Origin of the sequence: Photobacterium sanguinicancri (assembly GCF_002265265.1) — a bacterium.
Lineage (GTDB): Bacteria > Pseudomonadota > Gammaproteobacteria > Enterobacterales > Vibrionaceae > Photobacterium > Photobacterium sanguinicancri.
In genome coordinates, this window is sequence record NZ_NOIF01000085.1 from 1 (window position 1) to 19,371 (window position 19,371).

The window sequence follows — 19,371 nt, forward strand, 5'->3', positions numbered from 1 at the left end:
GTTTTATATATAGAATCGAACAAATTTGTCCTATTTGGTACTTTTAATCTACATTCATTATCAGTGCATTTATGTGTGAATAATGCACAGCCCCTTCCTGTATATACAGCGCGTTTTGACATGGGCGACGAGCTGTTTTTCATAAGGATGTAAACAATGAGTTATGTACCATCTGAACTACGCTTTACCAATACGCACGAATGGATCCGCGATGAAGGCGACGGTGTGTATACCATCGGGCTGACTGATCATGCCCAGTCTTTGTTGGGAGACATGGTATTTGTGGACTTACCTGAAATTGATGCCGCAACCGATGTGGGAGAAGAGTGTGCTGTCGCTGAATCAGTGAAAGCGGCCTCTGACATTTATGCTCCCTTAACGGGAATAGTTGTGGAAACCAATGAAGATCTAGAGGGATCCCCTGAGCTCGTTAACAGTGATCCATATGGCGATGGCTGGTTGTTTAAATTGAAGTGCGATGATGAAGGGGAGCTTGACGAGCTGTTGGATGCTGAACGCTATCAAGACCTCATCTCTGATTCAGAATAGACATACTCAGGAGCCGCTTCTATAGCCTCAGACTGTCATGCGATGAGCACAAAAAAGCCCACTTACACGTGGGCTTCAATAATCGAACATGTTCCTGTTAGTACACGCGAATACGGCGGATTTCCTGATTCACCTCATTCACGGTTTGGTAATGACGCTGTTCTGCCTTTACCGGTACTAATAACAATCCATTGTTAAATTCATAACCGCCACGGCCATCTATGTAAACTCGGCCGCTGAATAAACGACTAACGTGCTTTGCGACAAGCTTTGGCATGTAACGTTTGAACATTCGCATAAAAACCTAACCTTCCATTGGTCTTGAACAGTGCCATTATAAAACAACACGCATTTCATTTTTGTGATGTTATCAGCATAACGCCTCGATTATTTCCTATTGATTGGTCTATTGATTTGCTCATATTTGCATAAGCAGTGAATTACTCTGCTGTGGTGGGTTTCTCATCAAAGCATAGTATTGGTGAATAAATTCTTGTCTCTGCATATTACTTAAAGCTTAGCTATTGTTTTAAAAGGAATTAAAAACACTTACTTTGTCATTTTATAAGCTTATTTATGCTTATTGATTCTTTTGCTTGTTTAATGTTTGAACAGCTCAGCTTTGTTCGTCATTTATATTTAGTGTTTTGTGCTGTTATCAGCGACTGGTATTAGCAGTTGATTTGTTTTGGATCAATACAGAGTTATTGGCATACGCCAATAATATGTTTATAGCATATGCCAATAACGAAAGAGAGTACGATGGCTCGACCTAAACTTGCACGCCGTATCGGTTGCCGCCCTGCGTATAGTTGCTTTAAACCCAATGGGGTTCCGATGTCGGAGCTATCACATCATCAGCTTGCGGCCGATGAGATTGAGGCTATTCGCCTCGTTGATTTTATTGGATTACAGCAGCAACCCGCGGCAGAACAGCTGGGAGTCTCTCGCCAAACCTTAGGTAATATTTTGGTCTCTGCGCGAAAGAAAATAGCGCAAGCCTTAGTAGAAGGTATGGCGTTAGAGCTGCAATCAGCATCGCAATCAACGCCGTTAGCTGAAAAGAAATCTATTAATAAATAAGCCGTTATCAGTAAAGAAAAGTATTAACAAGTAAATGTTAACGAATAAAATTGAATCAGAGAGAATCACGATATGATAAAAGCAATAGCCGTGAATGCTGCAAATAATGTAGCGGGCCACTTTGGTAAAGCCCCTGAATTTGCCGTATATGATGCCCAAGGCCAATTGGTTGAGCGCATGACGAATAGCGGCAGTAAAGCCGTGGGCTGTAAGCATAAAAAGCAGCTACAACGCCGCTTTGGTGAACTGGGTGTACAAGAAATTGTATTAGGCAGTATTGGTCAGCGTTCGTTGGCACGCTTACTCAGTGCGGGCTTTGTCGTTAGCCAAGTCGCAGCGCGTACCTCGATTGGTGATGTATTAGCGGGTACCGCACATAAATTGAATTTGACGGAAGCGGAGCAAGGGCGACCTTGTAAGCGTGAAAAGGGCGATTGTGGTTGCGGGTGTGGAACGAAGAAAGCAGCAGCGCCTAAAATTGGCATGATGATGAATACCATGACGCGTTTATCGGGTCTTAGTGGTATTAAGCTGAAATAAGGGGCGCAAGTTATGACGTATTTATTAACGCTAGCAGTTTTTTTATGTGTGATTGCTGCAATGGCGATTGGCTGGATCGTAAAGAAAAAAACAATCGCGGGTAGTTGTGGTGGCTTAGCCAACGTAGGGATTGATAAAGAGTGTGACTGTGAAGAGGTGTGTGATACTCACAAACTTTATCAAATTCAAGAACCAACAACTAAGCCTTCAGCCCAATAAAACCGTGATTATGGGTTATCTCCGTTAGTGAGAAGAATGCCGAAGCGCATGGACGCGTTTGGTAACGGTTTCTTTCACGACTTGGCGTAACCAAGTGAGTTTTGGATGTTCGGTATTACGGCGTTGCCACAGCAAATTAATATCAAAATCAGCAATGTCGACGGGGGGTGGGCATTGTGTCAGATCATCGTTGAATATATCGAGCTGTGCCATTAAGCGAGAGACTACGCAAATCAAATTACGACCCGTTAATAAATGACGGATGGTTAAGAAGTTACGCGATCCCAGCGCGATATGACGTTGAAAACCCTGATCGGCGAGCTGTTTATCAATGCCGCTACACAATATCCCATCTGGCGATACCAGAGCATGTGGTGTCGTGATATAACGCGCTAAACTCACTGGCGTCGTTAATCCTGTCGCTGCACTATCAAACAGACAAACGTGATCTTCGGTATATAAGTATTGGCTGTCTAATTCTTTGTTATTGGCAACCATAGACCCAATGACGATATCGACATGACGATCGTTAAAAGCGTTAAGGTAATTGTGTCGATCAAGATTACAAAAACTGAGGTGGCACTGGGGGGCGAGCTGCTGCAAAGTATCGAATAAGACTGGTGCAAACAGCATTTCAGCATAATCCGTTAAGCCGATAGTAAAGGTGCCTGTGTAATCGTCTGGTACGAAACGTTCTGGCTGCAAAACTTGATTGGTGATCATTGCCAAAATAGTATCGACAGTTGGCGCAAGATCTAAGGCGCGAGCAGTCGGCACCATAAGGTGCCCCTGACGTTCAAATAAAGGGTCGCCTAACAGCTGGCGTAAACGAGATAAGTTATGGCTCATCGCGGATTGGCCTATCGATAACTTATCGGCTGCGCGGGTGACACTACGGTGCTCCATCAGTGCTGAAAACGCGACTAATAAATTAAGATCCACGCCTCGCCAATTAATCGCTTTCATGACTTCCCTTTATTTAATTTAGCTGCCATGGCTTATGGTGCTTAACGACAAATATCAGCCATCATAGGATCACACAAGATCAACAGATCATCGGTGCTCAGCTCAACCCCTGCCATACGGTCACCACTGCTAATATTGACCAACTCGTGTTGCTGAATACTTTGATCGAATATTAGAGGTAATGGATTTTTCAGGCCAATAGGCGCGACAGTACCAATGACTAACCCTGTGACTTTTTCAACATCGGTTGCATCGGCGCAGGTCATGCGGCGACAGCCAAAAATATCACGGACTTTTTTGGGATCCACTTGCGCAGGCCCTGGTACGCAGGCTAATACATGAAACCCACTCATATCGCGTAATAAAATGGATTTCACCATTTGCTGAGGATCAACGCCACGTTCTTGAGCGGCTTCTTCTATGGTTTTTGCTGGCTTACTGTGTGGTAAAAGGCGGTATTCCACGCCTTCATCTTCAAGTAACTGAATAACAGCGGTTTGTGTAACTAAAGTCGACATGCTGTTATTCATCATCCAACGAGTAAGGTAAAGCTTGAACTGTCCATAATGCTTCTGGGTGTTCCGCTAATCGGAACTGCGTACCTTCATCAAGATCATTAGGTAGTACCACTAAGGTGATCGCTTGGTTATCTGAAAATTGATAACCCGCAATGACAGTCCCCCCTTTACGCCAGTTTTCGCCTACGCTGCGCTCTAATACCTCACCCGCTTGTGGACATTGCTCGCTAGCACCTTGTAGTTGGTACATGGCACGCTTATTAGTGCCACGGTATTTGGCGCGAGCAACCGTTTCTTGACCGACATAACAGCCTTTTTTGAAGCTGATACCGCCAACGGCGTGCAAGTTCATCGCTTGTGGAATAAATTCAAGTTCTGTGGCCGCTTCAATACGAGGGAATGCCGCTTTTATATCGTAAAGATCCCACAAGCTTGTTGTCGCGAGTTGGGCGTTATTCGCCAGTTGAGTGGCCAGTGTGTCTGCATGATCGGCAGCGACGGCGATTAACCAACGTTGTGCGTCAATTTTAACGGCAGTTCCACCTTCAAATGCACGAACATCATCACTGCCAGGGAAGTGTTGATCGATAACGGTTTGGGCATTTTCGCCGCATAGGCCAAGTAGTACATCCTGACCTTCTTCAATATCTACCTTTGAGAACACGGCGTATTTTTTTAGCTCAGGCAGTTGGGTTGCCATGATGCTTTTACGTTGCAGTAAGGCATAACCTTGCTGGTGGTTGAAAATACGGAAAATAGTACGCATTTTACCTTTAGCATCACAGTGAGCACCGAATGTTGAATGTGCAGGGTCGAGTGTGACCACATCACAGGTTACTTGACCTTGTAAGTATGATTTTTTGTCATCGCCCACTAAAGTAACGAGTGACCAATCAGACAGATCGATCAGTGATAAAGTCGGCAGAGTATCGCTGCTAGCTACTGGAAGATGTTCAAAGTGTAAGGTAGTTGACCAAGTGCTCATAAGGCGTATCCACAGTTTGGGTAACCACGTTAGGCAACAGCACTTTGGCTGGCGGACGTAATCACAATAATGAAGTATATGTTGCTATGGTAATGGGCTAAGGGAGATTTGTCAGCTATCGATCAGATGCAGCTCTCATCTTGGCAGATTGCTTGTCTTTGCGCATAGTAGCGGCTATTAGTGACTGATACTATATCGCTAAAATTAACAACCAAGTTGAACATTGAGGTTGAACATGATCAGTGCAGATGAAAAAGCACGCGTTAAATGGGCTTGTCGCCGCGGAATGCTTGAATTAGATGTCATTATTATGCCGTTTTTTGAAGAGTGCTTTGATGAATTACCAGAACAAGAGCAACGCGATTTTATCTCTTTGCTAACGTGTGATGATCCTGATTTATTTATGTGGGTAATGAAGCAAGGGCGTAGTGAAAATGCGGCTCATGCTGCGATGGTGGATAAAATTGTTGCCCTTAACGACAGCAAACTTCGTTAATCTTTCGATTTCACCTTCTACATTTCAAATAGCTGCGCTGCATATTCTTTATGCATGCGTGGCTATTTTTCTTTGTGTCGCGGCTAGCGGCTCAATGACGGCTTTTTTGCTCATCGCTTTTTTTATTGATGTGTTACTGACTGAATGGTTATCTCACATACACACGATGTGGCAGCAACGGGGCTGTTTACAGATCAATGAAAATGGCGATATTCGTTGGCAAAAGGGTGAATACCTCCAATCAGGTCAATTGACGAAGATCCCATTACAAACAAGTTATCTCATCGTTATTTCTGTGACATTTCCTTCGCATCAATCCCGACGCAAGCAAGAGCGATATTTTGTCATTAGTCGAGATTGTTGCCATGGCGATGACTTTCGCACTCTATCTCTTTATACCCGCAGTATTATCAACTTTAAATAGGGTAGTTGCATATCAAGCTCTATGACTATATCTAGAGCTAACCTCTTAAGCCGTGTCGCGCGAGGTGACATTTAAATAACGTTAAACCTTGAGGTGTTATGGCCGATAAAGCTACTTATAACAATTATATCAATAATGAAGTTAAGTTTTTTAAAGGACCATTGCCGTGAAAATAAAACATAAGCTATTGGGCTTAACGGGGATCTCCGTTAGTGCCTTATTATTATCATTAACATTGAGTTGGTTTGCCAATGAACGTGTAGCTGCTATTGATAAAGCAACACTGACTGTGAGTGAACTGGAAGTGACGTTATTGAATTTGCGCCGAAATGAAAAAGACTTTCTCGCGCGTTTTGATATGAAGTATCAAGAGACATTCAATAAAAATACGGCGTTATTTGAGCAGCAGCTAACGAGCTTAAATTTGAGCGTGACAGGGCTGGATCTCCATCTTGCTCAGATGAATACCTTGCCGCAATATATTCAAAGCTACCAACAAGGCATGATGGCGGTGATTTCTGGCTATCAAGTGTTAGGGTTAACGTCGCAGCAAGGATTGAATTTAACGTTCGAACAAGCGGCAGAAACGTTGCAAAAAGCGGCTTCTCGTCAGCTGGATGCCCAAGCGATCTTCTCTATTATTCAAGATGCGAAGCTGTTTACTGCAACTCAACATTTAGCGTACTTCCAAGATTATCAAGCGGCATACCAGCAAGAACTTGCGTTAGTTGGCGCTCGCGTAAAAGTACCCTTAGTGGCATTTAATGCCGCGCTTGAGCAGGTGCTCGCGCAGAATAAGGTTATCGGGTTAGATCATAAATCAGGTCTACGCGGCGATATTCGTCAACAGTCACATCAACTTGAGCAAGCATTCAATGAGATGTCGCAGCAATTGCGTAAGGTTGGTGACAGCCAGCGTCAAAGCATCATGACGATCACGCTTGTTTCGGTAATGATAGTAATTGCTGCGTTATTGGCACTTTCGATGTTTATCAGCCAGTCAATTCAGCAACGGATCAGTGCGATGAGTAACCTGATGACGGATATAGCGGCAAGCCATGATTTAACTCGTCGTGCTGATGAACAAGGTAACGATGAAATCAGTGATATGGCCGTTAACTTTAATTATTTGCTTACCGGGTTACGTCGATTAGTGAGCGATGTGCAAGGGGCGATCACTGAGTTAGGAGCTGCCTCGGAGCAATTACAACGCCGTAGTCGTGATACGGAAACGTCGATGGCGCAGCAGCAAGCTGAAACGGACTCTGTCGCTACGGCAGTGACTGAGATGGGCGTTACCATTCGTGACATTGCGATGAATACAGAAACCGCCGCAGGTAATGCACATAGTAGCCATGCAGGGGCGGCTGAAGGCTTACAAGAAGTGAATGCAACCAAAGCGCGTATTCGTCAGTTGTCGGATGATTTAGCGCAGACCAGCGATGAAATTGCCAATTTATCGGGCTTATCTGACAACATTGGCTCAGTGCTGGATGTGATTAAGGGTATAGCAGAGCAAACCAACTTGTTGGCACTGAATGCTGCGATTGAAGCCGCGCGTGCGGGGGAACAAGGACGCGGTTTTGCCGTGGTAGCCGATGAGGTGCGAACGTTAGCACTGCGTACGCGTCAGTCGACAGAAGAAATCACTACGATTATTGGCTCGCTGCAAGGGCAAACAGAACAAGTGGTCTCTCACATTAGTCGTTGCCGTGAACAGGGTGATATGAGCGTTGAGCAAGTGGATAGCGCAGAACAAAAAATCAGCCAAATTATGGGTGATATGCAAGCGATTATGGATACCAGTACACAGATTGCAACGGCGGTAGAGCAGCAATCTCATGTGTCTAATGAAGTAGCACAAAATGTAACAGTGATCCGTGATATTACGATGTCGAACGCGGAAGTTTCACACGAAAATGCACAAGCTGCCAACGCTGTCGCGGATCAGGCGCAAGGCTTAGCGAAAGCCATTGCCCAGTACCAGGCCTAACGATTAAACATCTACGACGGCCATTGCAGCTTATGTCTAGTTGTCATTAAAGCGGAGTGATCGCACAGCATAATAAAGCCCAGTTCACAGCATGAACTGGGCTTTTTAATGTGACTAACTAATCAGCTTTAGCAAGGTTGATCTGGCGTTAGAATTGTCGGCTTCGCCTCGGTATCTACTTCAGGATAATCCAAGGTATAGTGTAAACCGCGACTTTCTTTTCGCTCCATAGCACAGCGTACCATTAACTCGGCAACTTGGACCAAATTGCGCAGCTCAAGTAGGTTATTCGAAACACGGAACTCGCTGTAGTATTCATGTATTTCTTGCTTAAGTAGCTGGATGCGGCGCATCGCTCGCTCTAGGCGTTTGGTTGAACGCACAATGCCAACGTAATCCCACATAAAGAGGCGAAGCTCATGCCAGTTATGCTGAATGACGACTTCTTCATCTGAACAGTTTACTTGGCTTTCATCCCAGCGCGGTAAGTGATCGGGGAGTGCGACATCATTAAATTTTTTGGTGATACTTTCAGCTGCTGCCCATGCATACACCACGCATTCGAGTAGCGAGTTAGATGCCATGCGGTTGGCACCATGTAAGCCGGTATAGCTGACTTCACCAATGGCATATAAGCCATCCAAATCGGTACGACCTTCTTTATCGACCATCACTCCGCCACAGGTGTAGTGGGCTGCAGGTACAATAGGGATTGGCTCTTTGGTGATATCGATTCCAAAGGTCAGCAACTTGTCATAGATAGTCGGAAAGTGTTTAGTGACAAACTCTGCAGGTTTATGGCTAATATCGAGGTACATGCAGTCTGCACCTAAGCGCTTCATTTCGTAGTCGATAGCACGTGCGACCACATCTCTAGGGGCTAATTCTGCGCGTTCAGGGTCGAAATCCAGCATGAAACGGCTGCCATCAGGGCGACGTAAATATGCCCCTTCACCACGAAGTGCTTCCGTCAATAAATAGTTGCGCGCATCGGGGTGGAATAAACAGGTTGGGTGAAATTGATTAAACTCTAAATTGGCAACTCGACAGCCCGCTCGCCATGCCATCGCAATACCATCGCCCGATGATACATCTGGGTTCGAGGTGTATTGGTATACTTTCGATGCACCACCTGTTGCGAGCACCACAAATTTGGCCCGCACGGTTTCCACCGCTTCAATATCGCGGTTCCAGATGTAAGCCCCTAAAATACGGTTTGGCTCATCGGTATTACCGAGTTTTTGGTTGGTAATAATATCCAGTGCGTTATGGCGTTCTAGCACATCAATATTGGGATGGTTCAAGACATTTTCTTGCAGTGAGTTTTGTACTGCCATGCCAGTTGCATCAGCGGCATGAAGAATTCGACGGTGACTGTGGCCGCCTTCTCGAGTGAGGTGATAGCGAGGTTGTTCATCATCTGATTCTTCCTGATCAAATGGAACACCACCATCTATTAGCCACTGTACACATTCTTTTGCATTTTCAGCAATAAAATGAACTACATCTTCATCACAAAGGTGTGCCCCTGCAATTTGCGTGTCTTCAACATGTGACTCAATACTGTCTGACTCGTCGAAAACGGCGGCAATTCCGCCTTGAGCGTAATACGTCGCTCCTTCGCTGCGAGGTCCTTTGCTAAGCACGATAACTTTGCCAAGTGGCGCTAAGCGTAATGCCAGCGATAAACCAGCAGCTCCACTACCAATAACGAGCACATCGCACTGATGTTCGCGAATTTCGTTCATATTAATTTCATATCCCTGTGGCAATCCGCATAATGGTATACCAATATGCGTAACTATGTGAATCAAACCACATTCATTGTGGTGGAATTGCCGTCAAACCATAAGCGAGTTAAGTTGTTAACCGCATTGTTATTCAGCGTGAGAAAGCTCACATGGTATTGCGTTCCATTTTTTAGCTTGTGCCTGCTGCATCTTTATAATGAATGATGCTTATCATCGAATAATCTTGAGCTGAGATGATTCTTCGGCGGCGTAACCTTGTATACTGGTGGTATTTTGCGCCACCGTGATAAAAAAATCGCGCATTATTGTAGAGAAATTATTTTTTATCTTTGGGAACTTTACCTAGTTCAGCAAGTCTTAAATTGTGCTCATGTTATAAAATGCTTTTATATTGCCGCGTGCCAGTGTGGTTAGGGTTGATAGAAAGTTTAGCCTTTGCGCTGAAACTCATGTGGGACAACGTAGAAGTATTGGTATTCACTTGAGGTTAATAAAGTGATGCACGAGTGCAAGACAGATATAGGAGTAACCGCTCGAATGAGCGAGCAGCAAACTGATCAGGTATTAATTGAGCGAGTACAACGCGGTGACAAGCAAGCCTTTAATTTATTGGTCGTTAAGTACCAAAATAAGGTGTGTAATTTAGTTTCCCGTTATGTCAGTAACTCTGGTGATGTGCCCGACGTGGCGCAGGAAGCGTTTATTAAAGCGTACCGAGCATTACCGACATTTCGTGGTGAAAGTGCTTTTTACACATGGCTTTACCGTATTGCCGTTAATACTGCGAAGAATTATTTAGTGGCTCAGGGGCGTCGTCCGCCGGCTTTCGATGTAGATGCAGAAGATGCGGAATACTATGAAAGTGGCAGTGCGTTGAAAGAAATATCGAACCCTGAGAACCATATGTTGTCTGAAGAATTAAAGCAGGTTGTGTTTAGTACGATTGAAGGACTACCTGATGACCTCAAAACTGCAATCTCGTTACGTGAACTGGATGGTCTAAGTTACGAGGAAATTGCTGAGGTAATGGGGTGTCCTGTTGGTACTGTACGTTCACGTATTTTCCGAGCGCGAGACGCGGTCGAAAAACGCATCCGTCCTTTGATGCAACATTAATGTTGAGCCAAACGGTGAAAAAAATGGCTGATAAAGAAAAAATTTCGGCGTTATTAGATGGCGAAGATTTAGATCAGAGCATTATAAATGCGCTGACAGTCGATACAGAAAGCGAGCAAGCCTGGCAAGACTTCAACCTTATTGGTGATGTCATGCGTGGTGATGCACCTCAATGCAAAGAATGGAATATTGCAGGGAGTGTTGCGTTGGCGCTAGAAGCTGAGCCAGCCCATACAGGTGCTGACGTGATGGTTGATACGCAAGATGATATTGCGCCTGTTGTCGATTTGAATACGGTTCGCGAGATCCCTGAATCTCAACCAAGCCCACGCGAAGCGCGTCGTACCTTACCTCATTGGTTAACCCAGTTTGGTCAAGTCGCGATGGCTGCTGGTGTATCGTTAGCGGTGATTGTTGGTGTACAACAATACAATGGTGGCGATGATGGAGCCTCTATCGAGATGGCATCATCAGATTCACAGCTGTCAGTTTTATCAACAGTCCCATTTTCAGGTACAGCTGAGCCCGTAAGCTTAACGCGTGATAGCGTTAGAACAGCACACAACAATGGTCCAAGCGAAGCTCAGATTATGGAGCAACGTCGTCGTATTAATGCCATGCTGCAAGATTACGAATTGCAGTTACGCCTTAATGCTGAAGACGGCAGCATTGATCGTTCATTGTTGAATGCTCAGTAATTCAGATTGAAGCAGTAACAAGCCACGGTGAGTTACTGCAATATTGATGGCGGATACATGAAAAAATTTCTGGTCGGTGCGGCGACACTGGTCAGCCTGATGATGCCATGGCAAGCCTCCGCAGAAGAACCTGTTTCTTCCGCGGAGGCTTTGTTGCATCAGATGGACGTAGCAAGTCGCGAACTTAGCTATGAGTTGTCGTACATTCTTATTAAGAAAAACAGCATTGAGCCATTACGGTATAGCCATGCGCAAATCGATGGCGAAACCTTTGCTCAGCTAGTGTATTTAAGTGGTCCTCCTCGGGAGGTGATCCAGCGTGGTAGCGAAGTCAGTTACTTTGAGCCTGGGTTGGATGCATTTACCATCGACAGCAACAAAATGGTGGCACCTTTGCCACCTATGATGAAAGTTGATGTTGAAGAACTAGCTGCAAACTATGACTTCATCTCTATGGGGCGTGCGCGTGAAGCGGGCGTTGCTTGTGATGTCGTGCGCATTGCGCCTAAAGATGGTACTCGTTATTCGTATTTGCTATGGGTTGCGACCCACAGCAATTTAGTGATGCGCGCCGATCTTCTGGATCGTGATGGTGAGCCTTTAGAGCAATACCGTGCGGTATCGTTCGTGGTGAATCCCAAAATTAGCGAAGTGCTAAAGAAACGTTTGGTATCGGTTGAGCGACCTGTCGTGGTGCAATTACCGCCACAACCGCAAGCTGAACTGGGTTGGCAGGTGAAGTGGTTACCGCAAGGTTTTGAATCGGTTTCTCGTAACCGTCATCGCTTGTTAATGACAGAGCGTCCGGTTGAAAGCAAAATGTTCAGTGATGGCTTATTTAGCTTCTCAATTTATGTGGGTGAAGCCGATGGCTTTACTGTACGTGAGCAGTTAGTACGTCAAGGGCGAAGAACATTGCATAGCTACATGAAAGGCAACGTTGAAGTCACGGTTGTTGGCGATATCCCACCCGCAACAGCGCGTCGTGTTGCTGAATCCGTTGCCTTTACAGCGCAGCCTCCAGCGAAAGCGGAAAAAGTCCAATGATGCGATCTTTAGCAACGGTAATTGCAGTTGAAAGCAACGCAATTACCGTTAGCTGCCAGCAGCAAACCAGTTGTGGGCATTGTGCCTCACGCGATAGCTGCGGGACGGGTATTGTATCTAAAGCGATACCCGGCCGTGCGCATCAACTGACAATTAAAACCCAAGAGTCCATTGCTGTCGGTGATGTGGTTGAAATTGGCTTGGCAGAACAAAGTATGTTGAGTTCCGCCTTGCTGGTTTATTTACTTCCGCTACTCTTCTTAATAGTGGGCACTATTATTGGCCAGTGGGTCTTTGTTGATTTAGCGGCCAGCAGTGAACTGGGGGTGATAGCGATGGCTGGTGCCTGTGCGGCACTGGGTTTGGTTATTGCGCGCCATATTGCTAAGCGTATTGAAGGGCAGTCAGCTTACACTCCGAGCTTAATTCGGGTGCTAGGGGCTCAAATATCCAACGATAGCGTAATAAATGCCGCAAGCAAGGATAGCGACTAGGCGGGAAATTCGGTAGAATCCGTCAACTTGATCGCGAGATCCCATTCATTTAATCACGAGTTAGTCACGTCAATTCATGAAGCACATTCGTAATTTTTCGATTATTGCACATATCGACCATGGTAAGTCGACCCTATCCGACCGCTTGATTCAAGTCTGTGGTGGCCTTTCCGATCGTGAAATGGCTGCTCAGGTTTTGGATTCCATGGATCTTGAACGCGAACGCGGTATCACCATCAAAGCACAAAGTGTGACGCTGGATTACACAGCGAAAGACGGTGAAACCTATCAATTAAACTTTATCGACACCCCAGGACACGTTGACTTCTCATACGAAGTTTCGCGTTCACTTGCTGCCTGTGAAGGTGCATTGCTGGTGGTCGATGCTGGTCAGGGCGTAGAAGCTCAAACACTAGCAAACTGTTACACCGCGATGGAAATGGATCTGGAAGTAGTGCCAATCTTGAATAAGATTGACCTTCCAGCTGCTGATCCTGAGCGTGTAGCAGAAGAAATTGAAGATATCGTTGGTATCGATGCGCTAGAAGCGACTCGTTGTTCAGCGAAAACCGGTGTTGGTGTAGATGATGTTCTTGAGAACATCGTCACTGCGATTCCAGCACCTGAAGGTGATCCTGATGCGCCGCTACAAGCGCTGATCATTGACTCATGGTTTGATAACTATTTAGGCATTGTTTCTTTAGTTCGAGTTAAAAATGGCTCACTGAAGAAAAATGCTAAAATCAAAATGATGAGCACAGGTCAAGTGTGGGGCGTTGATCGTCTGGGTATCTTTACACCAAAACAAATTGACACCACTGAGCTAAATACAGGCGAAGTAGGTTGGGTTGTATGTGGTATTAAAGACATCCTAGGTGCACCTGTTGGTGATACCATTACACTGGCTAAAGATGGCTGCGAAAAAGCGCTACCTGGCTTCCAGAAAGTGAAGCCTCAGGTTTACGCGGGTTTGTTCCCTGTCTCTTCTGATGACTATGAGAACTTCCGTGATGCATTGGGCAAGCTAAGCCTGAACGATGCGTCATTGTTCTATGAACCAGAAAGTTCATCAGCACTTGGCTTTGGTTTCCGTTGTGGTTTCCTTGGCATGTTGCACATGGAAATTATTCAGGAACGTCTAGAGCGTGAATACGATCTTGCACTGATCACGACGGCACCGACGGTAGTTTATCAAGTGGAAACAACACGTGGCGAAACGCTACTGGTTGATAGCCCATCGAAACTGCCAGCAGTGAACGATATCGAAACCATCGGTGAGCCAATTGCACGTTGTAATATCTTAGTGCCAGCTGAATACCTAGGTAACGTCATTACTTTGTGTATCGAGAAGCGCGGTGTTCAAGTTGATATGGTTTACCACGGTAACCAAGTTGCACTAACTTACGATCTTCCGATGTCTGAAGTGGTACTTGATTTCTTCGACCGCTTGAAGTCAACATCCCGTGGTTATGCATCACTGGATTACAACTTCCAACGCTACGAACCATCGAACATGGTACGTGTTGATGTCATGATCAACGGCGAGCGTGTTGATGCACTGGCGATTATTACGCACAAAGACAACGCAAATGGTCGTGGTCGTGATTTAGTCGACAAGATGAAGGAATTCATTCCTCGTCAAATGTTTGATATTGCGATTCAAGCTGCCATTGGCGGTATGATCATTGCCCGCGCAACGGTTAAGCAATTACGTAAAAACGTAATCGCGAAATGTTACGGTGGTGATATCAGTCGTAAGAAAAAACTCCTGCAAAAGCAGAAAGACGGTAAGAAGCGAATGAAGCAGATCGGTAACGTAGAACTGCCTCAAGAAGCCTTCCTTGCTATTTTGCACGTGGGTAAAGATAAATAGAAATCCAGTTAACACCATTGCCAGCAATGGTGTTAACTGACGGTTTTTATTAATTAAAAGAGAAAGTCTGAGTTTAAGATGTTTAAACTTGCGCTTTCTCTTTACTGTTGAGTAAGGCTGCAAAATTACGGGGCTTACTCACTGTTTTACTTTGCGAGTTCGCAAAGTGGGTTCAACTATTAGGGATTATAATGGCAAATGTTTTTTCGTTAATTCTGGTATTGGCAACCTTGGTTACCGGTATCGTTTGGGCATTGGATAAGTTTGTCTGGGCACCAAAACGTCAATTGAAAATTGATGCGGCTGCTGCCAATGCGGGCGATGAGATAGATGCTGAAGTTCTTAATTCTGTTGCACCACAACCGGTATGGGTCGAGCAAACTGCTTCGCTTTTCCCGGTTATCGCACTAATAATGGTGTTTCGCTCATTTATTTATGAGCCGTTCCAGATCCCATCCGGTTCAATGATGCCGACGTTACTCGTAGGGGATTTTATTCTGGTTGAGAAATTTAGCTACGGTTTGCGTGATCCTGTATTCCGCCACAAGTTGGTAGAAAACGGTGAACCTGAGCGTGGCGATGTGGTGGTATTTAAGTACCCACCTCAACCAAACATCGATTACATTAAACGTGTTGTCGGTTTGCCTGGTGATACTGTTCGCTACAGCGCGAACAAACAAATTTGTATTGCTGCTAAAGGTGCATCGGATTGCCAGCCTGTTCCACTGACCAATATGGTTGATAGTGAATTTCAGCAAGGCATGACACAGCTGGTTCAATTTAATGAAAAACTTGGTGACGTTGAACACCAAATTTTGATTCACCCTCTCAAACGTGATCGTACATTAGCGTATCAACCACGCCCAGGCGTGAGCGAGTGGGTTGTACCTGAAGACCAGTATTTTGTAATGGGTGATAACCGCGATAATAGTGCTGACAGCCGCTACTGGGGATTCGTACCAGAAGCGAACCTAGTGGGCAAGGCGGTCGGGATCTGGATCAGCTTTGAGTTTGAACGAGGTGCAGACAGTGCACTACCTTCTTGGATTCCTACCGACGTACGATTTAGTCGTGTCGGTGGCATAAACTGATCGAGATAAAATGACATCTCCAGCAAATAGACTTCAGCGTAAGCTGGGGTACCAATTTAACAATTTAGAACTAATGACCTTGGCGATGACGCACCGTAGCGCCAATGGTACGCATAATGAACGTTTAGAGTTCCTAGGCGATTCGATTTTGAGCTTTGTTATTGCGGATGATTTATACCACCGTTTCCCACATGTGGATGAAGGTGATATGAGCCGTATGCGTGCTACGCTCGTTCGCGGTAAAACGCTGGCTGAGCTTGGTCGTGAGTTTGATTTAGGCGACCACTTACTACTTGGCCCTGGTGAATTGAAGAGTGGCGGTTACCGTCGTGATTCAATTTTGGCTGACTGTGTAGAAGCGATCATCGGTGCGGTTTACTTAGATAGCGATATCGAAGTTGTTCGCGGCATTATTTTAAGCTGGTACCAATCTCGTCTTGATACTATCGAGCCGGGTATTAACCAGAAAGATCCTAAAACACGCTTGCAAGAGTGCTTACAGGGGCGTCGTTTGCCACTGCCAGCATATACAGTAACTAAGGTTCATGGTGAAGCTCATAACCAAGAATTTACTGTACAGTGTGAAGTAACAGGTTTGGACAAACCTGTGATCGGTAAAGGCGGCAGTCGGCGCAAGGCAGAGCAGGCAGCAGCAGAATTTGCTCTTAAGCAGTTGGAATCATGACAGAGAAGCAACATTGCGGCTTTATAGCCATTGTAGGCCGACCGAACGTTGGTAAATCGACGCTACTTAACCGTTTGGTTGGGCAGAAGCTTTCGATTACCTCACGTAAACCTCAAACAACGCGCCACCGTATTATGGGTGTCGATACCCGTGACGGTTACCAAGCGGTGTTTATCGATACTCCTGGTCTTCACATTGAAGAGAAGCGTACGATCAACCGTTTGATGAACCGTGCGGCAAGTAGTTCTTTGACTGATGTTGAACTAGTACTGTTTTTGGTTGACGGTACAGTATGGACAGCTGATGACGAAATGGTACTGAACAAGCTTAAGAAAAGTGAGTTGCCAACAGTACTATTGATCAACAAAGTTGATAACGTTAAAGAAAAAGGCGATTTATTCCCACATCTAGATGCATTGTCTAAAAAAATGGACTTTGTGGATGTTGTGCCTATTTCAGCGAAAAGCGGTACTAACGTTGAAGCTGTAGAAAAAATTGTTCGTGACCATATTCCTGAAGGTGAGTATTACTTCCCTGAAGATTATGTTACTGACCGTTCTCAGCGTTTTATGGCCTCTGAAATCATTCGTGAAAAACTGATGCGTTTCTTGGGTGAAGAACTGCCGTATTCGGTGACGGTAGAAATCGAACGTTTCGATTTCAACCCACGTACCAACGGTTTTGATATCAATGGTTTGATTCTGGTTGAGCGTAAAGGCCAGAAGAAAATGGTGATCGGTAAAAATGGCGAGAAGATGAAAGTCATCGGCCGTGAAGCCCGTATTGATATGGAAGACCTGTTCGAACGTAAAGTGTACTTAGAACTGTGGGTTAAAGTGAAATCTGGTTGGGCTGATGACGAACGTGCATTGCGCAGCCTAGGTTACATCGACGACCTATAAGGGACGCTATGGAAGGGCTACAACGGTGTTTTGTCCTTCACTCTCGTCCTTACAGTGAGACGAGCCTGATCCTTGATATTTTTAGCGAGGATTACGGCCGTCTTACTTTATTGGCGAAAGGTGCACGGCGTAAACGCTCCAACCTCAAAGGCGCACTTCAGCCTTTTACTCCGTTATTTATGAAATGGACGGGGCGCGGCACCATGCCCATTTTGACCCAAGCTGAGCCCATCTCTATCAGCCTGCCTATGCGCGGCTACATCCTATATTCAGCGCTTTATGTTAATGAACTTATCGCTCGTGTACTGGAAACAAATACCCCCTATCCCGTGTTGTTTCTGGATTACCTGAATGTGCTACGTGAATTGGCACAAGCGGATAACCCAGAACCTGCATTACGACGTTTTGAATTAGCCCTATTAAATCACCTTGGTTACGGTATCGATTTTCTGCACTGTGCGGGGAGTGGTTTATCTGTTGAGGACGGTATGACCTATAACTACCGTGAGCAGCGAGGCTTTATTGCGTCAATGATGACCAATCAATTGACGTTTACAGGGAATCAACTCAAAGCGATTTCTGCACGTCACTTTACCAGCCCAGATCAGCTTCGGGCGGCAAAACGCTTTACACGCATTGCCTTAAAACCTTATCTTGGCGGGAAACCATTAAAAAGTAGGGAACTGTTTATCCCTCGATCAAGGAGTACCGGAAAATGAACAATATACTACTCGGCGTCAATATCGATCATGTGGCAACTCTGCGTAACGCGCGTGGCACACGTTACCCTGATCCTGTGCATGCTGCGGAAGTCGCTGAGCGTGCAGGTGCTGATGGTATTACGATTCACCTTCGTGAAGATCGTCGTCATATTAATGATCGTGATGTCCGTATTTTGCGTGAGACCATTCAAACACGTATGAACCTTGAAATGGCCGTTACCGATGAGATGGTTGAGATTGCGCTTAAGACGCAACCTGAATTCGTCTGTTTAGTTCCAGAAAAACGCGAAGAATTGACCACTGAAGGTGGTTTGGATGTGGCTGGTCAGTTGGAAAAAATCAAAGCAGCAACAGCGAAACTGACGGCGGCGGGTATTAAAGTCTCGCTATTTATCGATGCCGATCGTACCCAAATTGATGCCTCGCTTGCGTGTGGTGCGCCGTATATTGAACTTCATACTGGCCACTATGCCGATGCAGAAACTGAAGAAGAACAGCAAGCTGAACTTAAACGTATTGCGGCTGCTGCAAGTTATGCTGATGGTTTAGGCATTAAAGTGAATGCAGGCCATGGTTTGACATACCACAACGTAAAACCGTTAGCAGCACTGCCTGAAATTTACGAGTTGAACATTGGTCATTCAATTATGGGACGTGCAATGTTTGATGGCTTAAATAAAGCCGTTGCGGATATGCGCGCTATCATGCAAGAAGCGCGTAAGTAATGGCTATCCTTGGCTTAGGGACGGACATCGCGGAAATAGAGCGGGTCGAAAAAGTATTAACTCGTCGTACGGGTGAGGCTTTTGCTGAACGTGTTCTAGTGCCGTCAGAGCTGGCTGCGTTTCATGCGCTAAAGCTTAAAGGACGTTACTTAGCTAAGCGCTTTGCGGTGAAAGAAGCGGCTTCTAAAGCATTGGGGACTGGTATTGCGTGTGGTGTTAGCTTCCAAGACTTCACGGTGACCAATGATGATTTGGGTAAACCTGTCTTAACCTTATCGGGCAAGGCGGCGGAATTAGCCGCGGCAATGGGCGTAAATCATGTTCATTTGACGATTGCGGATGAAAGGCGATACGCCGTTGCTACAGTGATCCTAGAAAGCTAAACCGTAAAGTAATGAAAAAGGAGAGCCGAGGCTCTAATGCCGATCAGTTAGCGTAAATATGATCGGTTGAACGATCCTCCAGAGCTGTCAAAATCCAAGTGTAATTAATGC

23 protein-coding genes are annotated in these 19,371 nt (G+C 45.4%); 18 read left to right on the forward strand and 5 right to left on the reverse strand.

What is annotated here, in order from left to right; genetic code table 11:
• Window positions 1-156 precede the first annotated feature (156 nt).
• A complete protein-coding gene (gene gcvH / locus ASV53_RS13610; protein ID WP_062692806.1) occupies window positions 157-549 on the forward strand; it encodes a glycine cleavage system protein GcvH in 393 nt (130 codons plus the stop codon).
• A 97-nt stretch (window positions 550-646) separates the two neighbouring features.
• Here the strand turns inward: gcvH and ASV53_RS13615 are convergent, their stop codons facing one another.
• Window positions 647-847, reverse strand: a complete 201-nt coding sequence (locus ASV53_RS13615; protein WP_048900570.1) for a DUF1107 domain-containing protein — start codon at window positions 845-847, stop codon at window positions 647-649.
• Between the two features lie 464 nt (window positions 848-1,311).
• On the opposite strand from ASV53_RS13615, the gene ASV53_RS13620 reads away from it, so the two are divergent.
• From ASV53_RS13620 to nqrM, 3 genes are all read left to right on the forward strand, one after another.
• On the forward strand, window positions 1,312-1,632 hold the full coding sequence (locus tag ASV53_RS13620) for a DUF134 domain-containing protein (RefSeq protein ID WP_062692805.1): 321 nt from the start codon (window positions 1,312-1,314) through the stop codon (window positions 1,630-1,632).
• Window positions 1,633-1,704: 72 nt separating this feature from the next.
• On the forward strand, window positions 1,705-2,172 hold the full coding sequence (locus ASV53_RS13625) for a NifB/NifX family molybdenum-iron cluster-binding protein (protein WP_062692804.1): 468 nt from the start codon (window positions 1,705-1,707) through the stop codon (window positions 2,170-2,172).
• A 12-nt stretch (window positions 2,173-2,184) separates the two neighbouring features.
• Window positions 2,185-2,391, forward strand: coding sequence for a (Na+)-NQR maturation NqrM (gene nqrM / locus ASV53_RS13630; protein WP_062692802.1), 207 nt, complete (start codon window positions 2,185-2,187; stop codon window positions 2,389-2,391).
• Between the two features lie 24 nt (window positions 2,392-2,415).
• Here the strand turns inward: nqrM and ASV53_RS13635 are convergent, their stop codons facing one another.
• Genes ASV53_RS13635 through ygfZ form a run of 3 tightly spaced genes read right to left on the reverse strand, consistent with a single transcriptional unit; the run spans window position 2,416 to window position 4,860 of the window.
• Window positions 2,416-3,357, reverse strand: a complete 942-nt coding sequence (locus ASV53_RS13635) for a LysR substrate-binding domain-containing protein (protein WP_094957466.1) — start codon at window positions 3,355-3,357, stop codon at window positions 2,416-2,418.
• Between the two features lie 41 nt (window positions 3,358-3,398).
• Entirely contained in the window at window positions 3,399-3,875 is a 477-nt protein-coding gene (locus tag ASV53_RS13640) for an aminoacyl-tRNA deacylase (RefSeq protein ID WP_189337876.1), read from the reverse strand.
• A gap of 4 nt (window positions 3,876-3,879) precedes the next feature.
• On the reverse strand, window positions 3,880-4,860 hold the full coding sequence (gene ygfZ, locus ASV53_RS13645) for a tRNA-modifying protein YgfZ (protein ID WP_094957468.1): 981 nt from the start codon (window positions 4,858-4,860) through the stop codon (window positions 3,880-3,882).
• Window positions 4,861-5,095: 235 nt separating this feature from the next.
• On the opposite strand from ygfZ, the gene ASV53_RS13650 reads away from it, so the two are divergent.
• The 3 genes from ASV53_RS13650 to ASV53_RS13660 all read left to right on the forward strand — a co-directional run bounded on the left by ASV53_RS13650 (window position 5,096) and on the right by ASV53_RS13660 (window position 7,773).
• Complete coding sequence (locus tag ASV53_RS13650; protein ID WP_062692799.1) at window positions 5,096-5,356, forward strand: FAD assembly factor SdhE; 261 nt, start codon at window positions 5,096-5,098, stop codon at window positions 5,354-5,356.
• Window positions 5,304-5,780, forward strand: coding sequence for a protein YgfX (locus ASV53_RS13655; protein ID WP_241149118.1), 477 nt, complete (start codon window positions 5,304-5,306; stop codon window positions 5,778-5,780). The genes ASV53_RS13650 and ASV53_RS13655 overlap by 53 nt, the downstream gene beginning before the upstream one ends.
• Before the next feature lie 166 nt (window positions 5,781-5,946).
• Window positions 5,947-7,773, forward strand: coding sequence for a methyl-accepting chemotaxis protein (locus tag ASV53_RS13660; RefSeq protein WP_094957469.1), 1,827 nt, complete (start codon window positions 5,947-5,949; stop codon window positions 7,771-7,773).
• Window positions 7,774-7,901: 128 nt separating this feature from the next.
• Here the strand turns inward: ASV53_RS13660 and nadB are convergent, their stop codons facing one another.
• Entirely contained in the window at window positions 7,902-9,521 is a 1,620-nt protein-coding gene (gene nadB / locus ASV53_RS13665; protein WP_094957470.1) for an L-aspartate oxidase, read from the reverse strand.
• Window positions 9,522-10,061: 540 nt separating this feature from the next.
• Between nadB and rpoE the strand changes: the two genes are divergently transcribed.
• The 11 genes from rpoE (at window position 10,062) to acpS (ending at window position 19,260) form a co-directional block, all read left to right on the forward strand.
• Window positions 10,062-10,640 (forward strand): RNA polymerase sigma factor RpoE, encoded by a 579-nt coding sequence (gene rpoE / locus ASV53_RS13670; RefSeq protein WP_062692794.1) that lies wholly within the window; start codon window positions 10,062-10,064, stop codon window positions 10,638-10,640.
• A gap of 23 nt (window positions 10,641-10,663) precedes the next feature.
• Window positions 10,664-11,338 (forward strand): RseA family anti-sigma factor, encoded by a 675-nt coding sequence (locus ASV53_RS13675; protein ID WP_062692831.1) that lies wholly within the window; start codon window positions 10,664-10,666, stop codon window positions 11,336-11,338.
• A gap of 57 nt (window positions 11,339-11,395) precedes the next feature.
• Window positions 11,396-12,385 (forward strand): sigma-E factor regulatory protein RseB, encoded by a 990-nt coding sequence (gene rseB, locus ASV53_RS13680; RefSeq protein ID WP_062692792.1) that lies wholly within the window; start codon window positions 11,396-11,398, stop codon window positions 12,383-12,385.
• Window positions 12,382-12,879, forward strand: coding sequence for a SoxR reducing system RseC family protein (locus tag ASV53_RS13685; RefSeq protein WP_062692790.1), 498 nt, complete (start codon window positions 12,382-12,384; stop codon window positions 12,877-12,879). The genes rseB and ASV53_RS13685 overlap by 4 nt, the downstream gene beginning before the upstream one ends.
• Before the next feature lie 76 nt (window positions 12,880-12,955).
• Window positions 12,956-14,752: a translation elongation factor 4 gene (lepA, locus tag ASV53_RS13690; protein ID WP_062692788.1), complete on the forward strand. Its 1,797-nt coding sequence runs from the start codon at window positions 12,956-12,958 to the stop codon at window positions 14,750-14,752.
• Between the two features lie 191 nt (window positions 14,753-14,943).
• On the forward strand, window positions 14,944-15,843 hold the full coding sequence (gene lepB, locus ASV53_RS13695; protein ID WP_094957471.1) for a signal peptidase I: 900 nt from the start codon (window positions 14,944-14,946) through the stop codon (window positions 15,841-15,843).
• Window positions 15,844-15,853: 10 nt separating this feature from the next.
• On the forward strand, window positions 15,854-16,528 hold the full coding sequence (gene rnc / locus ASV53_RS13700) for a ribonuclease III (protein ID WP_062692787.1): 675 nt from the start codon (window positions 15,854-15,856) through the stop codon (window positions 16,526-16,528).
• Complete coding sequence (gene era / locus ASV53_RS13705; RefSeq protein ID WP_094957472.1) at window positions 16,525-17,430, forward strand: GTPase Era; 906 nt, start codon at window positions 16,525-16,527, stop codon at window positions 17,428-17,430. Before rnc ends, era begins: the two co-directional genes overlap by 4 nt.
• Window positions 17,431-17,438: 8 nt before the next feature.
• Window positions 17,439-18,149: a DNA repair protein RecO gene (gene recO / locus ASV53_RS13710; RefSeq protein WP_094957473.1), complete on the forward strand. Its 711-nt coding sequence runs from the start codon at window positions 17,439-17,441 to the stop codon at window positions 18,147-18,149.
• Window positions 18,146-18,877, forward strand: coding sequence for a pyridoxine 5'-phosphate synthase (gene pdxJ, locus ASV53_RS13715; RefSeq protein ID WP_094957474.1), 732 nt, complete (start codon window positions 18,146-18,148; stop codon window positions 18,875-18,877). Before recO ends, pdxJ begins: the two co-directional genes overlap by 4 nt.
• Window positions 18,877-19,260 carry a holo-ACP synthase gene (gene acpS / locus ASV53_RS13720; protein ID WP_062692783.1) on the forward strand — a complete coding sequence of 128 codons (384 nt, stop codon included), beginning with the start codon at window positions 18,877-18,879 and terminating at the stop codon, window positions 19,258-19,260. The genes pdxJ and acpS overlap by 1 nt, the downstream gene beginning before the upstream one ends.
• Window positions 19,261-19,371 lie beyond the last annotated feature (111 nt).